The sequence below is a fragment of the Vibrio sp. 1978 genome (genome assembly GCF_033344345.1).
Genome location: NZ_JAWPOP010000024.1, coordinates 42,743 through 63,471 on the forward strand (window position 1 = coordinate 42,743; position 20,729 = coordinate 63,471).

15 protein-coding genes are annotated in these 20,729 nt (G+C 45.0%); 11 read left to right on the forward strand and 4 right to left on the reverse strand.

What is annotated here, in order from left to right; all coding sequences use genetic code 11:
- Positions 1-57 precede the first annotated feature (57 nt).
- Both R8N49_RS19460 and deoD read right to left on the reverse strand, forming a co-directional pair.
- A complete protein-coding gene (locus tag R8N49_RS19460) occupies positions 58-1,527 on the reverse strand; it encodes a hypothetical protein (RefSeq protein WP_005383936.1) in 1,470 nt (489 codons plus the stop codon).
- Positions 1,528-1,597: 70 nt separating this feature from the next.
- On the reverse strand, positions 1,598-2,308 hold the full coding sequence (gene deoD, locus R8N49_RS19465) for a purine-nucleoside phosphorylase (RefSeq protein ID WP_005375140.1): 711 nt from the start codon (positions 2,306-2,308) through the stop codon (positions 1,598-1,600).
- A gap of 398 nt (positions 2,309-2,706) precedes the next feature.
- On the opposite strand from deoD, the gene R8N49_RS19470 reads away from it, so the two are divergent.
- From R8N49_RS19470 to R8N49_RS19485, 4 genes are read left to right on the forward strand one after another with little or no spacing between them, the layout of a single operon-like run.
- Positions 2,707-3,657 (forward strand): YbgA family protein, encoded by a 951-nt coding sequence (locus R8N49_RS19470; RefSeq protein ID WP_017635475.1) that lies wholly within the window; start codon positions 2,707-2,709, stop codon positions 3,655-3,657.
- Entirely contained in the window at positions 3,647-4,447 is an 801-nt protein-coding gene (locus tag R8N49_RS19475; protein WP_065275469.1) for a MerR family transcriptional regulator, read from the forward strand. The genes R8N49_RS19470 and R8N49_RS19475 overlap by 11 nt, the downstream gene beginning before the upstream one ends.
- A gap of 22 nt (positions 4,448-4,469) precedes the next feature.
- Positions 4,470-5,885: a deoxyribodipyrimidine photo-lyase gene (gene phrB, locus R8N49_RS19480; RefSeq protein WP_033906725.1), complete on the forward strand. Its 1,416-nt coding sequence runs from the start codon at positions 4,470-4,472 to the stop codon at positions 5,883-5,885.
- A gap of 6 nt (positions 5,886-5,891) precedes the next feature.
- A complete protein-coding gene (locus R8N49_RS19485; RefSeq protein ID WP_025768560.1) occupies positions 5,892-6,818 on the forward strand; it encodes a L,D-transpeptidase family protein in 927 nt (308 codons plus the stop codon).
- Between the two features lie 26 nt (positions 6,819-6,844).
- Here the strand turns inward: R8N49_RS19485 and R8N49_RS19490 are convergent, their stop codons facing one another.
- The gene (locus R8N49_RS19490; protein WP_005375145.1) at positions 6,845-7,099 is read right to left on the reverse strand and encodes an Lpp/OprI family alanine-zipper lipoprotein; all 255 of its coding nucleotides are present in this window, start codon (positions 7,097-7,099) and stop codon (positions 6,845-6,847) included.
- Positions 7,100-7,649: 550 nt separating this feature from the next.
- On the opposite strand from R8N49_RS19490, the gene R8N49_RS19495 reads away from it, so the two are divergent.
- From R8N49_RS19495 to R8N49_RS19520, 6 genes are all read left to right on the forward strand, one after another.
- Entirely contained in the window at positions 7,650-8,993 is a 1,344-nt protein-coding gene (locus tag R8N49_RS19495; protein WP_031812859.1) for a DEAD/DEAH box helicase, read from the forward strand.
- 324 nt (positions 8,994-9,317) lie between these two features.
- Complete coding sequence (locus R8N49_RS19500) at positions 9,318-11,315, forward strand: prolyl oligopeptidase family serine peptidase (RefSeq protein ID WP_186585110.1); 1,998 nt, start codon at positions 9,318-9,320, stop codon at positions 11,313-11,315.
- The gene (locus R8N49_RS19505; RefSeq protein WP_186585112.1) at positions 11,316-13,457 is read left to right on the forward strand and encodes a TonB-dependent hemoglobin/transferrin/lactoferrin family receptor; all 2,142 of its coding nucleotides are present in this window, start codon (positions 11,316-11,318) and stop codon (positions 13,455-13,457) included.
- Positions 13,458-13,466: 9 nt separating this feature from the next.
- The gene (locus tag R8N49_RS19510; protein ID WP_186585114.1) at positions 13,467-15,719 is read left to right on the forward strand and encodes a proprotein convertase P-domain-containing protein; all 2,253 of its coding nucleotides are present in this window, start codon (positions 13,467-13,469) and stop codon (positions 15,717-15,719) included.
- A 25-nt stretch (positions 15,720-15,744) separates the two neighbouring features.
- A complete protein-coding gene (locus R8N49_RS19515; RefSeq protein WP_171344174.1) occupies positions 15,745-17,196 on the forward strand; it encodes a DUF1566 domain-containing protein in 1,452 nt (483 codons plus the stop codon).
- Between the two features lies 1 nt (position 17,197).
- Positions 17,198-17,773, forward strand: coding sequence for a DUF1566 domain-containing protein (locus tag R8N49_RS19520; protein ID WP_005375151.1), 576 nt, complete (start codon positions 17,198-17,200; stop codon positions 17,771-17,773).
- A 108-nt stretch (positions 17,774-17,881) separates the two neighbouring features.
- Here the strand turns inward: R8N49_RS19520 and R8N49_RS19525 are convergent, their stop codons facing one another.
- Positions 17,882-19,525 (reverse strand): methyl-accepting chemotaxis protein, encoded by a 1,644-nt coding sequence (locus R8N49_RS19525; RefSeq protein ID WP_318190056.1) that lies wholly within the window; start codon positions 19,523-19,525, stop codon positions 17,882-17,884.
- Positions 19,526-19,856: 331 nt separating this feature from the next.
- Here R8N49_RS19525 and R8N49_RS19530 point away from each other — a divergent pair, with 331 nt between their 5' ends.
- Entirely contained in the window at positions 19,857-20,678 is an 822-nt protein-coding gene (locus tag R8N49_RS19530; protein ID WP_005375153.1) for a phosphate ABC transporter substrate-binding protein, read from the forward strand.
- The last annotated feature ends 51 nt before the right edge of the window (positions 20,679-20,729 follow it).

Below are 20,729 nucleotides of genomic sequence, written 5' to 3' on the forward strand. Positions count from 1 at the left end.
CCGTAATGTATACCGTTACAACCCCTAATTACTACATCTAAATTACCAATAGAATAGCTACGATAGGAGCTGTTTGATTGTCAAAGGTGCATCAGAGACTTCCAACCTTTGTGCAGCGGTAAGACCTTGTTTATCCTGATAGCACAAATTATGCCAAGCTCTGAATATATCTAAAAGAGGTAAAATACCAGCAGGTCGTAATTTGCGACGTGGCTCGTTAATGAAGCTTTCGAAAAGAATCTGAAAGCGGTTTTGATAAAACTTCACATGACGAGTTGTCGCAACGTTAAACCATTTTTCAGGCTCATTTTGATCGCCAGCGAGGTAGCAAATGCCTTTGTGGTTTTCGTTTTGACTAGAGATTGCCCAACGATCGCGCCACCAACTCATATAGGCGATATCGACTTTGCCAAAGGGAGTGCTCATGTCCCAACTAGCGTCCTCTTCTACATACATCAAGTCGACACTTTTCTCTTTAATACGAGGTAAACAAACGCTCAATGCAGCTGAACGTAGTAGGGGATCTTGAGGCATGTATAGAGATACACGTTTGTTTGGGCAGCACATATCAAGTACGTGCAAATAGTGTGCATACGAGGTGTATGGCGGACGGACTAATGCCCCTTTTGAAGGGTAATGAAATACAGATAGATTACCAAGAGGGTCTTCTACGTTACCGCGAGCCAAAATTGTTTGGTATTTTTGGTCAATTCGCTCTCTGAGGTGATGAGAAGGTTCCGCAAGCGGCTCACTTGCTTCCGCTACGTACTCCTGGGAAACAAAACGAGACACCTCATCGTAAGGATTATGATCGAGAGTTGCGATTGGCTCTTCATCAGCGGAATAATTGACGTGCTGGCAAAGAATATAGCCAGAATGCGCTTCGCCAGAAACAATCCAATACACACCATTATTGCTGTTCGGTTGCAATGCAATATAGTTTGAGGCCAATTCATAATGCGTTGCGTGGTTTACCCAGCGCGCATCAATGGTTGCCAGCTTGCGGCGGCAGCGGCTAGCTATATGGTCAACATGATCGTAAAAGGTTTTTGGGTTAATACTAAGCTTGCGGCAGATTTCTCGTACGGAATATCCCGTAAACAATAAACCCATCAAGTTCTCTTGAAATTGAAGCTTCTTGTTGGCACCAGACCACTTGTCGACAAAGGTACTTTGACACACTTTACAGCGGTAACGTTGGCGATCGCCACTGTAACCGAAAGCGTGATAGAGGTGTTTGTGAGTGTGGACAGAAAGTCCAAAGTTGTCGCAATCATCATTACGGCAAGCAGGCAACCCGTCACTGTGGACGTGCCGCAGGCGATGAAGTTCGTTCACGACATCGCGATTATTAAGTAAGGGGGGGAAAGCTCCACATTCACGGCATACCATCGCCGGACGCTTAGGGTTCGCATGTTGCAGAACGTAACGCTTTGCATCACTCAATCCAAAGTTGTCACACGCCAATGTTTTACAAAAGTTGAGTTGTAACCCATCTGCGTCTTTTGGCAGTTCGCCGTTAGACACAATCGCCCCCTCGGGATAATTCGGGCAGCCAGCATAACTCTGGCTGCAAATTATTACTTACTATTTGTTCTTAGATGTTGATTGCAGTTTCTAGTGCAACTTTCATCATGTCGTTGAACGACTTCTGACGCTCTTCTGAGCTTAGTTTTTCACCACGGATGATGTGGTCAGAAACTGTCAGGATAGTCAGTGCTTTCGCGCCTAGGTCAGCTGCTACGCCGTAGATACCAGCCGCTTCCATGTCTACACCTAGGATGCCTAGTTTTTCCATCTTCTCGAAGATGTCTGCTTCTGGTGTGTAGAACAGGTCTGCAGAGAATACGTTACCTACTTTTACAGGCACTTCCTGAGCGCGCGCTTGGTTAACTGCTTCTTCTAGAAGACCGTAATCAGCGATTGCTGCGAAATCGTGGTTGTTGAAACGGATACGGTTAACTTTAGAGTCTGTAGAAGCACCCATACCGATAACAACGTCCATTAGTTTCACGTCGTCACGTACTGCACCACAGCTACCCACACGGATAACGTTTTTCACGCCGTATTCAGCGATTAGCTCGTGTACGTAGATACAGCAAGACGGGATACCCATGCCGTGGCCCATTACAGAAACTTTTTTGCCTTTGTAAGTGCCAGTAAAGCCGAACATGTTGCGAACGTCACAAACTTGTTTTACATCTTCTAGGAACGTTTCAGCGATGTATTTAGCGCGCAACGGGTCGCCTGGCATTAGAACTGTTTCAGCGAAATCACCTGGTTGTGCGTTAATGTGTGGGGTTGCCATAAGTGCTCTCCAAAGTTTTGTTTTGATAAAACGCCTCTATTATAGAACGCTATTACCAATTCTGTTGAACTTGTTCGTTTTCGTTGAGGCAATAATAACGGGACGTACAGTGGCCCCTTGAGAGCTTAGTCACAAAAACCACGCATTTAGAAACTGCAACTCCTATTGATAACCAAATCTGTTGAAATCAAAAGAGCAATCGATTTGCTTTTGAGCAGTTTGTCGATTGCGCGCACAAATTCTTTGTTTTTGGGCCAAACTTTTTTCTGACAGCTGGTTGATCGAAATACTTTCGAGTGAAGTAAAACGATTAAATTGTACAACTTATTTTCTTGTACAATCTGGAAAGGCTTGCTATAAGTTATACAACAAAACTTTTTGTATAGGGATGCGTCATCATGGAATCTTCGATCAAAGTAGGTATCAGTTCGTGTGTTTTGGGTGAACGAGTGCGTTTTGACTCTGGTCATAAGGTGAGCAACTTTGTGACTAAAGAGCTTAGCCCGTATTTTGACTTTATTTCGGTATGCCCTGAAGTCGGCGTAGGTATGCCAGTACCCCGTCCAACCATTCGTCTTGTTTCTAATGAAGAGCGTGTTGCATTGGTTGAAACCAAAAATCCAGAAAATGATCATACCGACAATATGCTCACTTACTCGGCCAATAAAGTAGATGAACTTCAAAGCGAGCAGCTTTGTGGTTACATCGTTTGTGCTAAGTCACCAACTTGTGGCATGGAGCGAGTCAAGGTTTACAGCAAGAACAGTGCTGCGAAAGAAGGTGTTGGCTTGTATACACAAACATTGATGCAAAAAATGCCTTGGTTGCCTGTTGAAGAGGATGGCAGACTTAACGACCCTGTATTGAAAGAAAATTTTATCACTCGAGTATTTTGTCTAAATGACTTTTACGACTCGATGGATGGTGAGCCTACTCGTGGCAAAATCATCGACTTTCATTCGCGCTACAAACTGACGTTAATGGCACACCACCCAGAGTCATACCGCTCCCTTGGCCGCTTAGTCGCTGATGTCGCTAATTATGAAATTGAAGACTTTTACCAAGAGTATCGTTTAGGACTGATGAAGGCGTTAACGAATCGGGCTAGCCGCAAAAATAACACAAATGTGTTGATGCATTTACAAGGGTACTTCAAACGCTCACTAACTAAAGAAGAAAAAGAAGAGTTAGCGACAGTGATTCACGACTACCGTATCGGAATGCTGCCTCTGCTAGCACCACTTACATTGATTAAGCATTACTTAAATACTTACCCAGACGAATATTTAGCAAAACAGAAGTTTTTAGAACCGTATCCGCAGGAGATGAGATTACGCTATGGTTTGTAGTTCAGAAGAAAAACTATACGCGATCCGAGATGTCGCAGAAATCACGGGTGTAAAACCAGTTACGCTGAGAGCTTGGCAACGAAGATACAACTTGATCCAACCTCAGCGAACTGAAAAAGGACACAGACTTTATCGCCAGCAAGATCTCGATACGATTCGCGAAGTCCAGAGCTGGCTCGCGAAGGGGATTTCGATTGGTAAAGTGAAGGGGCTGCTAGGAAAAAGCGCCGATGTCGAAGTCAAAAACGAGGTTCGCACACTCGAAGAAGTTGAAAACATGCTGCTTGCGCTGTCTACCCTGAATCGAGGAAAAGCAGAGAGTTTACTTGCCTCTGTTCTTAAAGAGTATCCACTAAAACTCGTTATTGATCAGTTTATTAGCCCAGTATTTGATGCGCTAGACATGGTGAAAGGATCGCTGCGATCTTTACAAGTAGGGTTATTTCAGACTTGTTTGATCACTCGACTTGTCCTTGTAATCGATTCTGAAAACAAAGCCGCTTCCAAAGGAAAGTGTCTGCTCATTAGCTTTGAACAAAACAGAGAGTCTGAGAGTTGGATTCAAGCAGCGAAGCTTTGCGAACAAGGGTATCACACGACTTTGATCGATAAGGTTGATGATGTTTCTGGTCTACTAGATCACGAGGTCGTTGAAAATGGTTCGTTTATCTACCTTTTCTCCAACAAAGCGCTAGCTGCTAAACAAGTAGCGTCCATCAAAATGCTTCACGCACAACTAGGTGATCGGATGGGGTGCTCTGAAGTGATAGAGAAATTACACCTAACTTAGTAGACAAAAGATAGGAGCTACCATGATTTTAGTATGGTTTCGACGTGACTTACGTACGTTAGACCACACGGCACTCAAAGCGGCATTGGATTCAGGTCAGCCTGTCGTCGCTTGCTTTATCGCGACGCCAGAGCAGTGGCGGGAGCATCACATGGCGCCGATGCAGGCAGACCTCATTGCTCGTCGCTTAGCTTGTCTTAACGAGGAGCTTGAAAGCCTTAATATTCCCTTTTTGTACAAAGAGGTGCCGTCGTTTTCCGATTGTACAGATGTGATTAGTGGGTGGGCGGAAACACTTGAAGCCACGTCTGTCATGGCAAACATTCACTATGAGGTGAACGAACGAGAGCTCGATACACAAGTAAGTGAAGCGTTAGCTTCTCACGATATCGAATTTGAACTGTTTCATGACAAATGTGTGCACGCGCCAACGACGGTTCTTAATAAGCAAGGCGAATATTTTAAGGTGTTTACGCCATTCAAGCGTGCTTGGTTAACGCAGTTCCATATGCCGACGGTAGTAAAACCTCACGAGCAAGCGCCACTCAATAAAAAGGTACTCGAACAATTAGAGTCGGCTCGATTTAATTCAAGCTTCACATTTAGCTATCCTCGAGAATCCAGTGAAGACTGGCTGGCTTCGACTAATGATATTTTGAAGCAGCTTAGGGAATTTGCACGGGAGCGCAGTGACGCGTATCAAAGCGAGCGAGACTTTCCAGCTATTGATGGCACTAGCCAACTGTCTCCATACCTTGCGATTGGCGCGCTATCACCAAGGCAGTGTATTGCTCGTTTGTATGCTGAAAATCAACAAAATGACCTTACAGAAGGGAAAGCAACTTGGTTAAGTGAGATCATTTGGCGTGAGTTTTATCAGCACCTATTGGTTTTCGAACCAAAACTCGTCAAAGGCAAAGGATTTATCGATTGGGAGGATAAAATCCAGTGGTCCTATGATGAGAAAGCCTTTGAGCGATGGAAGACAGGAACAACAGGATACCCAATCGTTGATGCAGCAATGCGTCAGCTCAATCAAACAGGCTGGATGCACAACCGATTACGTATGATTGTCGCGAGCTTTCTTACCAAGGACTTACATATTGATTGGCGATGGGGAGAAGCGTACTTCATGAGTAAGCTGGTGGACGGCGATTTTGCAGCGAACAATGGTGGCTGGCAATGGTCTGCTTCTACGGGTTGTGACGGGCAGCCATACTTTCGTATTTTCAACCCGATAAGCCAAGGCGAAAAGTTCGATGTTAATGGTGAATTTGTGCGCCACTGGGTACCAGAAATCAAAAGTGTACCGAACAAATACATCCATAAACCTTGGACTTGGGAGGGCTTTTCTTTACTGGAATATCACAAGCCGATGGTTGATCACAAGACAGAAAGAGAGATAACCTTACAGCTCTTTAAAAGTGCCAAGGAATAGAGTGAAATGCTTAGCAAAAAGCGATCAATGAGTTTCGCAAAACGTACCCTGCTATCTGTGTCGTTATCTTTAGTGAGTGGTCTATCATTCGCTAAGATGTACGAATTACCAGAGGATGGAAGCCGTTTAATTGGTCGCCTTGAAAACCACGTCGTTCAAGAAGGCGAAACCATGGCAAATATCGCTAAGCTCTACGATGTGGGTATGCTAGGTTTAATGGCCGCAAACAAAGGAGTGGATCCCTTCTTACCAGAAGAGGGGCATGTTCTTACTATTCCGACACAGCTAATCCTCCCAGACGTACCTTATAAAGGTATCGTTATTAATCTAGCCGAGCTGCGCTTATATTACTTTCCGAAAGGAGAGGATATTGTCCATGTATTTCCTGTCGGAATTGGCCGAATAGGGCGCGATACCCCAGTAATGACAACGCGTATCAGCCAAAAACGACCGAACCCTACATGGACTCCTCCAGCCTCTATTCGTGCCGAGTACAAAGCAAAGGGCATTGACCTACCAGCCGTTGTTCCTGCGGGGCCTGATAATCCACTTGGTATGTTTGCATTGCGTTTAGCTTACGGGAATGGCGAATACCTAATTCATGGTACCAACAAGGACTTTGGGATTGGTATGCGAGTCAGCGCGGGTTGTATTCGTATGGACCCAAGTGACATTGAGTGGTTATTTGACAAGGTTCGTAACGGCGAAGACGTTAATATCATTAACCAGCCTATCAAAATGACACTTGAGCCTGACAGAAGTGTGTTCTTAGAAGCACATGAGCCTTTGACTCGTAGTAATGGCGAGAAAGATGAACTGAAAGTGCCGAAAGAGTTAAAGTGGTGGTTGGATGAATTCGGTATGAAAAACGTGAAGGCTAAAGCAGCAATCGCTGCACAGAATGGGGTTCCTATCGAAATAACCGCGCCTTAACGGGCGTTAAGACGCGGTATTAAATCTTACTTAGTGTAAGACTGAGCGATGTTATCGATACGCTCGTTAGCACGCTCAGCTTCTTCTTGAGCAGCCATTGCTGCTGCGCCTGATTTTTGAACGTCAGATTGAAGAGCTTGTACGTCTTGGCTTAGTTGGCTAACTTGGTTGCTTAGTTCGTCTAATTTTGCTGCATTTGCTGTAGCTGCGTCATCAGAAGAAGCACAACCGGCTAGTAGAAGTACTGAAGTTGCTGCAGCTGCGATCAACGTTTTGTTCATATAAGAACTCCTTGCTTATAGTGAAAGTCTCGCTACTAACTATTATTTTATACAGTAGCGAGGTTAAATGTGGTTACATTTTATCAGTACATGATGTAGCAAAAGTCAAAAAAACCCAAGAATTTCATGGAGTACCTGACGTCAACTTTTACCTGAACTTAACAAAGTTTAACTACCTATCCTTTATTTCGTTCTCACAACAGTTTTCATAGCAGGTGTATTTGCCACGTTCCTGATATCAATAATTTAGACGATATTGACACAAATGAAAGTTTATTGGCCCAAATAACTGCTATTTAAGTCGTTTTGTTGATGGATAGAAGGCATATTTGAACGGCTTTTCTCTAAACTTCCTGTCCAGCTGCTCATCAAAAAGGCTAGTCTTTACTCTGAACTGAGCCACAAATGATGTTTTACCGTTACCACAGGGAATTAGTTTGTGTGATCTCTATCTATACTCCTATGATTTGCGGTATTATACCGAGCTTTATTTTTTTGCTGCGTTAGAGCGGAAACGACACTACAGAGCGCTCAGACGCTGACTGATTTATTGGAGAATACTTTGCAATTTAAAGATCTAGGCCTAGACAACCGATTGTTGAAGAACCTAAAACACTACGATTTTAAAAAAGCGACTGACATTCAGCAGCAGGCGATTCCTGTTGCGATTGCAGGCAAGGATCTATTGGCATCTTCGAAAACAGGTTCGGGCAAGACTTTGGCGTTTGTATTGCCAATGCTTCATAAGTCTTTAAAGACAAAATCGTTTTCTGCGAAAGACCCTCGCGCGGTAATCCTTGCTCCTACTCGTGAGCTAGCGAAACAAGTATATGGTGAGCTTCGTTCTATGCTAGCTGGCCTATCTTATGAAGCAGCACTGATTTTGGGTGGTGAGAACTTTAACGATCAAGTAAAAGCTCTGCGTCGTTACCCGAAATTTATCGTGGCGACACCAGGACGTTTGGCTGATCACTTAGATCATCGTTCGCTTTATCTGGATGGTTTGGAAACGCTGATTCTTGACGAAGCAGACCGCATGTTGGATTTGGGTTTTGCACCAGAGCTTCGTCGCATTCATAAAGCAGCCAAGCATCGTCGTCGTCAAACGTTGATGTTCTCTGCGACATTAGATCATGCAGACGTCAATGAAATCGCGGCTGAAATGCTCAATGCGCCAAAGCGAATTGCTATCGGCGTTTCTAACGAAGAGCATAAAGATATCACGCAAAAATTTTACTTGTGTGATCACCTAGATCATAAAGAGGCAATTTTAGATCGTGTTCTTTCTGAGGCTGAATACCGTCAAGTTATTATCTTTACGGCAACGCGTGATGATACTGAGCGACTAACAGAAAAGCTGAACGAAAAGAAACTGAAGGCTGTAGCACTAAGTGGTAACTTGAACCAGACTCAACGTAACACCATTATGAGTCAGTTTGAGCGCGCAGTATTTAAGATCCTTGTAACGACTGATGTTGCTTCCCGCGGTTTGGATATTGCAACTGTGACACACGTCATCAACTTCGATATGCCAAAGCATACCGAAGAATACGTACACCGAGTTGGTCGTACTGGTCGTGCAGGAAACAAAGGGGATGCAATCTCTCTTGTTGGTCCAAAAGACTGGGATAGCTTTAAACGTGTAGAAGCATACCTACAACAAGATCTTGAGTTTTCATTGTTCGAAGATTTGAAAGGTAAGTTTAAAGGCCTTAAGCCACCTAAACCAGATTTCCGCAATAAGAAAGCGACCGCAAAGAAAGCTCGCCCTCAAGCGAAAAAATCGGCGAAAAAACCAGCTAAGCGTGACAAGAGCTTCTACAAAAACGTATCTGTGGGTGATGATGTCTTCATCCCTAAGAAAAAACCAGCGGCACCGAGCTCTGAAGAGTAAAAGCTGCTGTAGTTTCCCATTGATTTTAGTTCTTAAAAATCCGAGTGTTCGCACTCGGATTTTTTATGTCTGTCGCTAGGTGAAATAGCGTCTTTCCATACTCACTCGTTAGTCAGCTTTTATATCCGTCTGGTTGTATATAAACAGCATAGAGCGCTAATTTAGGAAGTTATTAAGTTTTATAACCTCGGTCAAAGCAAACGTTTTTCCTCACACACTAGATAAAAATCTCACATGATCATGAAAATGATAATTGATCTCATTTTTATTTAAGGGCAGAATACGCGCCATTGTATTAATCCTATAAATGAATTCGCTCTCTATATGAAATTTACTCATGTTTTTTTAGGGCTCATAATTACCTCTAGTTCTGGCTTTGCTGCTGATGATTTCAACTGGCTTCGAGATGATGCTCGTAAAGATGAGCGAGTTCTTACCTACCTAACAGAACAAAACCACAAAACTGAACAGCACCAAAAAAGTTATCAGACGTTGACAAAAAACCTACTAACGCAGTGGGATACCATGGTGGCAGACAAAGGTGATAAGCCATGGTCGATCGTGAGTGGAAGAGAGTGGACGCTAATGCGTCGCGATGGTCGTTACTTACTATTATCCCGTGCGAGTCAACATGCACCAGAAAACGTGGTGTTCGATTTCGATGAACGACAATCTGCGCATCAGTACTACCAACTTGGTCAATGGCAAGTGAATGGTGACACGCTACTTTTCACGGAAGATATCGACGGCAGCGAACAATATCGTGCTGTGGTTGTTGATTTACTCTCCGGTCAATCTACGGAACTGGCGACGCACGTCGATAGTGGCGTATTGTTGTCACCTAACGGGAAAGTGGCATTCCTCGTTGCAAAAGAAAAGCGCACCCAGCGACCTCATCAGATCTTACGTATCTCCACTGAATCTTTGGCAAAAACAGTCCTATGGAATGAACCCAAGTCAGATTGGTTACTTTCTTTCTATCGTGCGGCAGATAGCCGTTATGCTGTGCTGCAAAGCAACAACGAGTCAACAACAGAGCAGAAGCTTGTCGACCTAGAAACGGGCACTGTCTCAGATTCATTGCGAAAGCCTGAAGTGGGTGTGGAATATTACGCGGATGTGGCGAAAGGTTATATTTATCTTAAAAGCAACCTGGAAGGAAAGTTCGCCCTTTACCAAGCCGAACTCGCACCGCTTGGCGCAACATGGCAACGCTTTACCAATCCTCGTGAGCCGCTTGAACAGTTCTACCTTTATGATGCAGGAGTTGTGGCACTTAGTAAGCCAAACAACTTGTCGACATTGACGGTGTATTCTTACCAAGGGCAGGAAAAAGTGATACTGCCATTGGAACACGATGGTAATGTCGCTTGGCTAAGCACATTGGGCGATTTTGAATCAAACAAAATTCGTATCCGAAGCATGTCGATGACTACGCCTCCTCAGTGGGAAGAGTTCGATGTAAAAACGCTGAATAAATCCTTGTACTCTCAAGATGCTTACCAAGACTTTGATAGTCAGCGTTATGTATCCCAACGTATTTTTATTAAGCACGACGGCGTTTCTGTCCCGGTCTCTTTGGCGTATCGCAAAGACAAATTGCACCCACAATCTCCTGTGATGATTTACGGTTACGGCGCGTATGGTTTTACGATGAAACCGTACTTTATGCCTCAGGTTATCAGTTTACTCGACCAAGGTGTGATTTACGCTATCGCCCATGTCCGTGGCGGTGGGTACTTTGGCGATGAATGGCACGAGCAAGGCCGTGGTGTGCGAAAAGCCAATTCTATTGGTGATTTTGTCGCGGCCGCGAAGGCGCTGCAAACATTCGAACGTGGCAATAGAGAGGTTTTCGCCATCGGTTCTAGTGCTGGTGGTACGTTGGTGGCCGGAGCGGTTAATCAAGATCCTAAATTGTTTTCAGGTGTCGTACTTAAAGTGCCTTTTGTTGATGTGGTTGCAAGTATGTCGGATACCTCACTTCCGCTTACCACACAGCAGTATGGCGAATGGGGTAACCCAACCAAACCTGAACAATTGGCGTTAATGAAGGCGTACGATCCGATTCTCAATATCCATAAAAACGCTTACCCACCCATGTTGGTTCAAGTCGGTTTAATTGATCAGCGCGTGCCATATTGGGAAGGCGCAAAGTATCTGGCTAAAGTTTCAGCGTTAAGTGAGCACAACGGGCCGTACTTGTTGCAAACTGATTTTAATTCGGGCCACCAAATGGACCCACGACAAGCGCAAGAACAACAAGCAAAAGAATACGCATTTCTACTATCACTCATTAAAACATCTAAAGCGGAGCAGTAAATGAAGCTTACCCCAGTGTCAGCGGCAGTACTTTCGGTACTTGCTGCCAGTCAAGTGCACGCCGAATCTAAGGTTTTCTCAATGGAAGAGGTGGTGGTAACCGCCAATAAAATCGATCAGCCATTGTCAAAAGTGGCAGGTAGTGTCGCGGTTATCACAAACGAGCAAATCGAAGAAAGAGGCGAGACCGAGCTATATGACGTGCTGCGTAACGAACCTGGTGTAAGTGTGACGGGCGGTGCAGGACGTCCGCAAAACATTACCATCCGTGGTATGACGGGTAACCGCATTATGATCGTTCGTGATGGCATTCGTTCTGCGGATGGCTTCGGTGCGAATGACATTAATGATGCAGTTGGGAGAGATACTTTTGATTTATCCAATTTTGAATCGCTGCAAATCATTAAAGGGGCAAGTTCTTCGGTGCATGGCTCTGGCGCGATCGGCGGTGTGGTGATTTTAGAATCCAGTCAGCCGGGTGATTTCTTAAAAGACAAAGACTTCTACACCGATGTTTCCGGTACTTACACCGATATCAGCAACAAGTACAAAGGCACGAGTAATCTAGCTTTTCGTTCCGGTGATACAGAGAGTTTGTTTAACGTTTCATACTGGCAGGGGCAAGAGACACGTAACTTTGATGAAGATTTGTATAACCGCGACCTAGATGGTTACAGCGGTGCTTATACGATCAACCACTTTTTCAATGAAGAGGTGATGTTGAAAGCCAAAGCGGAACTCTACACCCAGAATCAAGAGCGTTTGGAGGGTTCACCGTCCATTCAACCTGATGGCATCTGGCATATTGAAGACTTTGCTGAGGATGAAACCACAGAAGAGTACAGCGCTTATATTGGTGCAGAGGTGACTCCGATTAATCCAACTTGGTTCGAAGAGTTGGATACCAAAGTTTACTGGCGTCACACCGAAGTGGTGGAAGACACCAACCGTTTAATGCGCCAAGTGGATCACAATGGTTTGATCACCAAGCGTCGCGAGCTGGAACACAAAACCTTCATTGACGAAACAATTGGCTTCCGTGGCGATTTCACTAATACGATTTATGCAGCAAATGCTGAGCACCAATTGGCTTACGGTGTCGAGCTTTCTACTGACTATTACGAACGCACAGATAGCGACTCCAAGATTGATTGGAACGGAGTAACACCTTCGACCAAACAACCTTTCGCTCCTGCTCGTGCTTATAACATTGGTTTGTACGTTCGAGACATGGTGGAACTGGATAAATGGACCATCACAGGTGGCCTACGCTTTGATGCGCACCGTCTCACGCCAGACGGTGCGGGTGAAGTGGGCGGCTTCCCATTAAAAGACATGGATAGCTCAGAGGTATCTCCAAGCCTGTCGGTTTCTCGTGAAATGTTTGCCAACAACATTGCTTATGTATCTTATAACCATGGTTACCGTGCTCCGGAATACGATAAAGCGTATGGCTTCGTAAGCCACGACTTTGTGCCGCTCACGCCGTTTGTAATTGCACCAAACATGGATCTAGAAGCTGAAACTTCCGACTCATTTGAAATTGGTAACAAGTTCGATAACGGTCGTGCGCATGTCTATGCGTCTGTGTTCTACAACAAGTTTGAAAACTTCATCGATGTTGTGACCACAGGCTTTGACTCAAGCACTGGTAATTACATCAAACAGTACCAAAACCTTGATGGCGTAGAGACTTATGGCGCAGAGCTTTCTGCGGGGTACGCGCTCACCAAACAATGGGACATCAGCACTAAGTTTGGCTACGTAGATGGCAAAGACGCGGAAGGCGAATACGTTCGAAGCATTACGCCATTCGAAGGTAATGCTCAACTGAAATACGCCAACCAAGACTTCAACGCTTACGTGGCTTGGAACTGGGCCGCTGCCATGGATCGCGTTCCTAAATGCCAGACCACACTTGGTCTAGCGACAGAGTGTGCGCAGACAAGCGCGTGGAATACGTTTGATCTTGGCGCAACTTACTACGTTTCCAAAGACCTTCGTGTTAGCGCAAATATCGTCAACCTGTTCGACAAAGAGTACATCCGATACCAAGACGTAGCGGGTATCGCTGAGGAAAGTAAGCGTTACTCAACTGAGCCTGGGCGCTACTTCACGCTGACTGCAAAATACGAATTCTAGGACGAAATCATGAAGCTAAAACCATTGGCGTTTTCGCTGCTTATTGCTTGTACCCCTGCGGCGCAGGCTGCAGAGTGGGATTATCCCGCAACGGACTCTGTGGTAACGAATGAAGCGCAAGCGAAAACTTATCTAGACAGCCACTACTCAGAAGCTGGCGAGTTTAAGTTCCGTTACAAAACCCAGTCTCAGCTTGGTGAGCATTACAATTTTGATGTTTGGGTAAACGGTGAATATCAAGCACAGCGCACCCTCGTAGTAACAACCGATAAAAATCATCACGTTGTGCGAGTGTTTAAGAGCCTTGAAGATACGATCATTCGCAACGGTAAACCAACGGTTGCAATGGAATTGGAATCACCTCGCCAACTGCAAGCACAAGAGCCACCTGCTTTGAGCTCTGGAAGTCTGGTTAATGTTGAGGTTTCTTTATTCAACCCAGATCTTCGCACCATGCAACAGCAAGCGGCACCAGAATCGACGTGGTCAGCACTGTCCGATTACCCTCAGCCGATCGAGTACGTCACCAAGTCGATCGAGGTTTTAAAGTCCGGCGGTAAGTTCTACCTCTCTAACCCAAGATTAAAGCAAGTGGATGCGACGGGTTTATTTGCAGCCCCAGCACCTGGTGAAGCGCCTGTACTCGATACGTTGGACTTCCTCAGCGCAGAAGGGGTTCAAGCATTTGACAGTGTTGATGAGATGCAAAGCACCGAGTTTGGTGACAATGCGTTCCCACAGTTGATGGCTTTTTATCATCTTGATAGCTCGATCCAATATCTGACAAGCCTGATTTACGACTTGTTTGACGAACCGCTTCGTTTTGATGCTCGCGGTTTATCAAAAGATAACTCTACTTACTATTACGGTCCGAAAGCACTCATGCTGGGTGTCGGTGGTGTTTCTCCGGATGCAGTCGATGCTGATGTAGTGATACACGAACTTGGGCATGGCATTCATTACCAAATCGTACCGGATTGGGCGTACGGTCACACTGGTGCTATCGCAGAAGGTTTTGCTGATTACTGGGCAGGCAGCGCGAGCTACCGCACTCAATATTTGGATGCTTCGCGTCGTGGTCAAGAATTCGAGTTAGATACGGTGTTCAACTGGGACGGTGTGTTCGGAACACGCAAAACAACTCGTAGCTTATGGAACCAAAGAGCGCGTTACTTCGAGGGCTCAGAGTATCCAGCGCACGTTAGCGTAGGTGGTGAACTAGGCGACGAGCTATGGTCAACGCCACTGTTTCAAGCGCTTAAAGCATCGGTTGAACGATACGGTGATGATACCGATAACGTGTTCCGTGAGTTTGACGCCATTGTACTTGAAGGCATGTACGGCATTGGTCGTGGCGTGAAAATGCATGATCTGGCGGAATCGACCGTGTTTGCCGCAAACACCTTGTTCCCAAATAAAGATTACGCCCAATTCCTGACGGACAGCTTCAACAAACACAACTTACTTAAAGCCCCTCTTCGTGTTCGCTATGACGCTCGATACATCGGACAAGGTGAAGACGTTGGTGTGAGTCTGAGCCAAACTGGCCGCGAAGCGAGCATCAAAGGGCAATGGCAGCTAAACAACGCATCCGTTTTCGACTTTGATGAAACGCTTTCTGATTCGACCTCTATGAAGGTGGGGTTACCAAGCGGTCTGACGTGTGGCACGCAATTCGATTCCTCTATTTCATTGGATTACCAATTTGCAGAAGGTTTAAAGACTCACCAGTGGAGTGAACAGGTGATGCTGGTTAATGGTACGCCAGAGCTTGATATCCAGCCTCAATCAGTGAATTCCGCTTTGCCAGAGCAGGGCGACAGGCTGTTCTCTCAGACGCTATCGGACAAGTCACTCACGATTGATGATTCGTTTGCGGTTTACCTGAACATCGAACATGACTCACTGCAGGATCTGCAAGTGACGCTTGTGTCTCCACAAGGCAAATCGGTCGTGCTACTTAGTCATCAATCAAGCAATACCAAAGGATTTAAAGGTTACTTCACCGCTCAGTATGACGAGGAGTTACGAGCACTTGTCGGTCAACCGAGTTGGGGTACTTGGCGTCTCGAAGTGTCTGACCGCGTGTCAGGGAATTCTGGGGTGTTGAAAGAGTGGGGTGTGAGTCACTTTGCTCAGTATCAGTGTAGTGCTGATACCACTAAAGAAAGCAGTGGCGGTGATTCAGGTGGCAGTGGTTCGCCTTGGACCTTGTTAGGACTTGTCCTGCTTTCAATGGTGAGAGTGATTCGCTCTCGTTAATTAAAATCAAAAGAAGATAAAATCTATGAAGTTTCAATATTCTTTCGTTGCTATGTCACTAGCCCTTGCTGGCTGTGGCGGAGGTTCTGGTGGTGACACGTCGGCACCGACCTATGATGTAGCTGGCACCATCGTTTCTGCAGGTACACTTCTTGATACGCCAGTATGTATCGATTTAAACCAAAACTACGTTTGTGATTCCACTGAACCGAGTGCTAAAACGGATAATGCCGGTAAATTTAGCCTGACTTCAAGCGACAAAAACGTACTAACCAGCACCATTCTTGCTCAAGTTGATCAAGGTTCAAACCAAACGTTGCGTCTTGCGGCTCCGGGTCAAAATTTAGCAACGGGTAACACGGTCAATGGTGTAACAACGTTGCTCGCGGGTCTTGTAATTGACGGTAAAACCGTTGCTCAAGCTGAAGAGATTGTGAAAGCGCAACTCGCCGATGCCGGCGTTTCTCTTTCTGGTACGGTGATGTCTAACGCAGAAGCTAGCGAGCTAGACAAGCTAGAGCAAAACACGGTTGTGCTATTAGCTGCGATGCAACCAAAGCAAATGATCAAAGGCGTAGCGCTGCTTGCTCAAAATCTTAGCTTTCAAGGTAAATCGTTGGCCTCTGATCTTCTGTCTGAAGCGGAAGTAAGTGCATTTGCTGAAGAAATTGTAGCGGTTGCTGAACAAACGGTTGGTAGTAACGATACGGGCGCCGTTCTTTATTTTGCTGAAGGAGCAGCAGACGTTGCTGAGGTTCAAGCGTCTTACCCTGGTCAAGATGCAGAATACGGCTTCGACAAAGAGGACAAGCAAACGTCGACAGGCGCTGGCTTTAAGTTCGTTAAGCTAGATTCACAAGGTGCAGCTTTAGCTGCAGATGCGACTGAGTGGGCTTGTACTATGGACGAGCGTACTGGTCTTGTTTGGGAAAACAAAAGTGCGGATGCGAGCTCAGTTCAATTTAAAGATCGCCTATTTGCGTTTGAGTCTGAAACATTTAAGCCATTTAGCAAAGATGTAGAGCTTGCAGGTTGTAAAGACGCTGGTGATGAAGTTTGTACCACTAGCCAATATGTTCAGTACATAAACAAACAATCGTTATGTGGAATCACTGGTTGGCGCTTGCCTACTTACCGTGAGACTTATGACTTACTAGACTTTGGTGAACAAACACTGTTTGCTCCGAACGATGAATATGCAAAATACAACGTCTATGGTTTTAATGTTAAATACTTTCCACAGCAAACCATAGGTAGCCCTTATTTAGGATATGGTGCGTTTTGGCATAGCGATTTTAAGTTTACGAATGCATCATCACAACTTATTGATGGCGAGATTTATTTCCCTGCGATTGTCTCCCGGGGCAAAGATAGAGGCACTATTTCATACGTCGAGATTCGATCAAGCAACACAAGTGCGGGTGCCGATGATTCTTACCAATTCCCAATCCGTCTAGTCGCAGTTAAGGGGCAATAAGATGAAGAAATTAATAACTGTACTATCTCTTACTTTGGCTTCTCAAACTGCAATAGCTGCACAAGAGTGTTCTACTGACTTTGCTAAAACGGCACCTAACACGCGTTATACATATTCTGAGAGCGGTACCGTAACTGACCTGAAAACAGGTCTAACATGGATGCGCTGTCCAGTTGGTATGACATGGAATGTAGGAAACCAAGAATGCCAGGGGACGCGATCTACAATGTCATGGCAACTCGCTCTCTCCACAGCCAAACAAATTCGTAATAAGGACGGCAACCATCCTCTTCACAATTTTGCTGACAAAAAAAATTGGCGACTAGCAAATATCAAAGAGCTAGTATCTCTAACTGAGCGAGCTTGCCACAGCCCAGCCATAAATAGTACAGGGTTTGCTAGCGGCTATAGTCTGAAAGATGGAGATGATGTTCTAGGGCGTTATGTCTGGAGCAACACACCTAATGGCGACGGTAAGCATGTTGCAACTTTTGATACGACTAATGGTGAGGTTTTCAATAGAGATCCGTTAAACTCAAGTTTCAAAAGCTCTCTCTTGTTAGTGACAGATGAATAATAATTATTACGTTAATAAGGGTTGATAGCTTTGCCTTTATGATAGGCTCCGCCAGTGCGGAGCTTTTTCTTTTCTAACCTTTGGAACTTATCGTGTTGAGCAGAGTATTTAAACTTGGAACTGCTTAAGTTGATGTTTTTGATTTTCTGCTAAACCAGACAACTCTTGCGCTGCCGCGGCGGATTGAGTGATACCAGTGACGTTCTGGCTCACTAGTTCATAGATGTTCGTTAAGTTGTTGTTGATATCAGCCGTAACCTGTTTCTGCTCTTCTGATGCGGTCGCAACTTGAGTGTTGATTGAGTTCAGATCGGCGATAGCATTACTGATATTAGCAAGTGATTGGCTAACTTCTTGTGTAAGAGCTTGGTTGTCTGACAACATGGCTAAGCTGGAATGCATACTTTCATTTGCGTGACCAGATTGTTGCTGTAGCTCTTCTATAATGGTTTGGATCTCTTTGGTGGACTCCTGAGTTCGCGCTGCCAGCATACGTACTTCATCGGCCACTACCGCAAAGCCTCTGCCACTTTCGCCCGCCCGTGCAGCTTCAATCGCTGCATTCAGTGCAAGTAGATTCGTTTGCTCAGAAATACCTTCAATCACTTCGATCACGCGACCAATGTGTTCTGATTGATCTTTTAGTGAAGTCACGACGGCAGCGGCTTCGTTAAGTTGTTCCGCCATCTTTTCACTTGCGCGAGTGCTTTCCCCAAACATGCTTATACTTTGTGAGGTTAACGTACGTGCTTGATTTGATGCACTATCGGCTTCTTGTGCATTGGTCGATACTTCAGCTGCGGTCGACTCTAGCTGATTGATCGCCGAGGCTACTTGCTCAACTTCTTGCTTTTCTTGATCCGAGTTGACGCTGCTTTGAGTCATAACAGTTGCTAACTCGGTTGATGCTGATGCCACATCTTCACTAATGCGAACCAATGCGCTTACAGTTTCACGCAGTTTTTCTATGGTCTGGTTTACATCTCGAGCCAGCTGAGACACTTCGTTTTTCCCGATGGCTTCGGCCTTAACTAGTAGGTTTCCCTTCGCGACTTCCTGCATCGTTACTTGAAGGTTACGAATCGGCGCAACGATGTAGCTGGCGAGTACCCAACTAATAAGTGAAGCAGCACTCAAGATCACCGCAAGCGAGACGGTGCTGTAAGTGAGCGTGGTTGAATGTTGTTCGCCATTCGTTTCGACTTCATCGGTGACGATTTGATTCAATTGTTTAGATAGTTTGTCGATGGCGTTGATCATCGCTTCGCCAGCTAATCGATACTCAGCCATTGCAGATTCGTACTTTTGATTGAAATCAGAGGTGGTGTAATCAGAAGAGTGTTTAGTGGTGAGCAGAGGTGTCATGGTAACGCGAGTGAAATCAACATAGTGATTCATGGCCTTACGCATAGCATTGACTTCATTTTGAACGCCAGGGAGATTGTCGATGGAGTTAAGAAAATCGCGGTTTTTGTTTTGTCGCTCAGAAAGCTCTTGGTTGAGAGACTGAACATCTTCGGCTCTAAATAGACTATAAATGGCTTTGATGCGCATGGCGTAAGTGTTGTCTACGATGCCGCTAAGTTCCTCTTTGTGAATGATTAGCTTATGGGTGGAAGCCGAAACCTTCTTGAATGCTTGATCGAGTTTACCGATTCCGACACTTAGTCCAATGATGAGTAATATAACTGTGAATAGAACAGGCAGAAAAACCTGAAGTTTAATAGAAAGCGTACTAAGAAATTGACGCATGAGATTGACCCTCTATCGGTTTGATTATTATCTTTTTTATAAATAAGCATTTCGATTTTAATTGTTACATTCGCCAAATCAATGAGTTACTCATATCTAATTGTTATGAAATGTACCAAAATCGATGGGGTTATCATCTTGAACATGAGGCAACGTTATAAAAACGTTACGTTCAAATTGAGAGAGGGATAAGTCGCGGAATTAATAGTTAGAAATGACAACGTGTCATAGAGGGTTCAACTAAGTGAAACACAACTGTCATATTCAAATTCTAAAGTGAGCACCGTTCAAGTGAAACACAACGGCAATAAAGCCACTTAAGGAAATTGTGATGAAAAAGACAGTAATCGGTGCAATCGCACTTCTAGGCGCAATGGCAGTGACTCCTGTTTCTGCTAAAGAAACTATCTCTGCAGTGGGTTCTAGCAGCGTAACTCCACTGATGGAAGTTTTCTCTGAAACGTACATGAAGAAGAACCCTAACGTATTTATCGAAGTTCAAGGTCCTGGTTCTTCAGCTGGTGTAAAAGCAGCGAAAAATGGTTCAGCAGACCTTGGTATGTCTTCTCGTAATCTAAAAGACTCTGAAAAAGAATCAACACTAATCGAAGAAGTGGTTGCTCGTGATGGTATCGCAGTGGTTGTTAACCCACAAAACAAACTGCCAGGTCTAACAGCCGAGCAAGTGACTGCAATCTACAAAGGCGAAGTATCAAACTGGAAAGAAGTCGGTGGTGCAGACAAGCCAATCGTAGCCATTACTCGTGACACAGCTTCTGGTACTCGTGGCGCATTTGAAGACATCATGTCTCTAAAAATGAAGATTTCTGGTAAGAAGGTATCAGCTATCTCTCAACGTGCTCAAGTTGCAAACGGTAACGGCGCACTGAAAACAATGGTTGCATCTAACCCATACGCAATCGGCTACATTTCTCTTGGTACTGTAGACAACACTGTTAATGCGCTAGCAATCGACGGCGTTGATGCAACGGTAGCTAACGTTAAAAACGGTTCTTACAAAGTAGCGCGTCCATTCCTTGTTCTTTACAAAGAAGGCAAGCCATCAACAGAAACGCAAAAATTCCTAGACTGGATGCTAACTGACGAAGCGCAAGCGCTAGTTGACCAAAAAGGTTACATCTCAGTTAACTAATCCCATCGGGACTCTAAAGTTTGCTCAGCCCAACGTTTCGGGCTGAGCCTT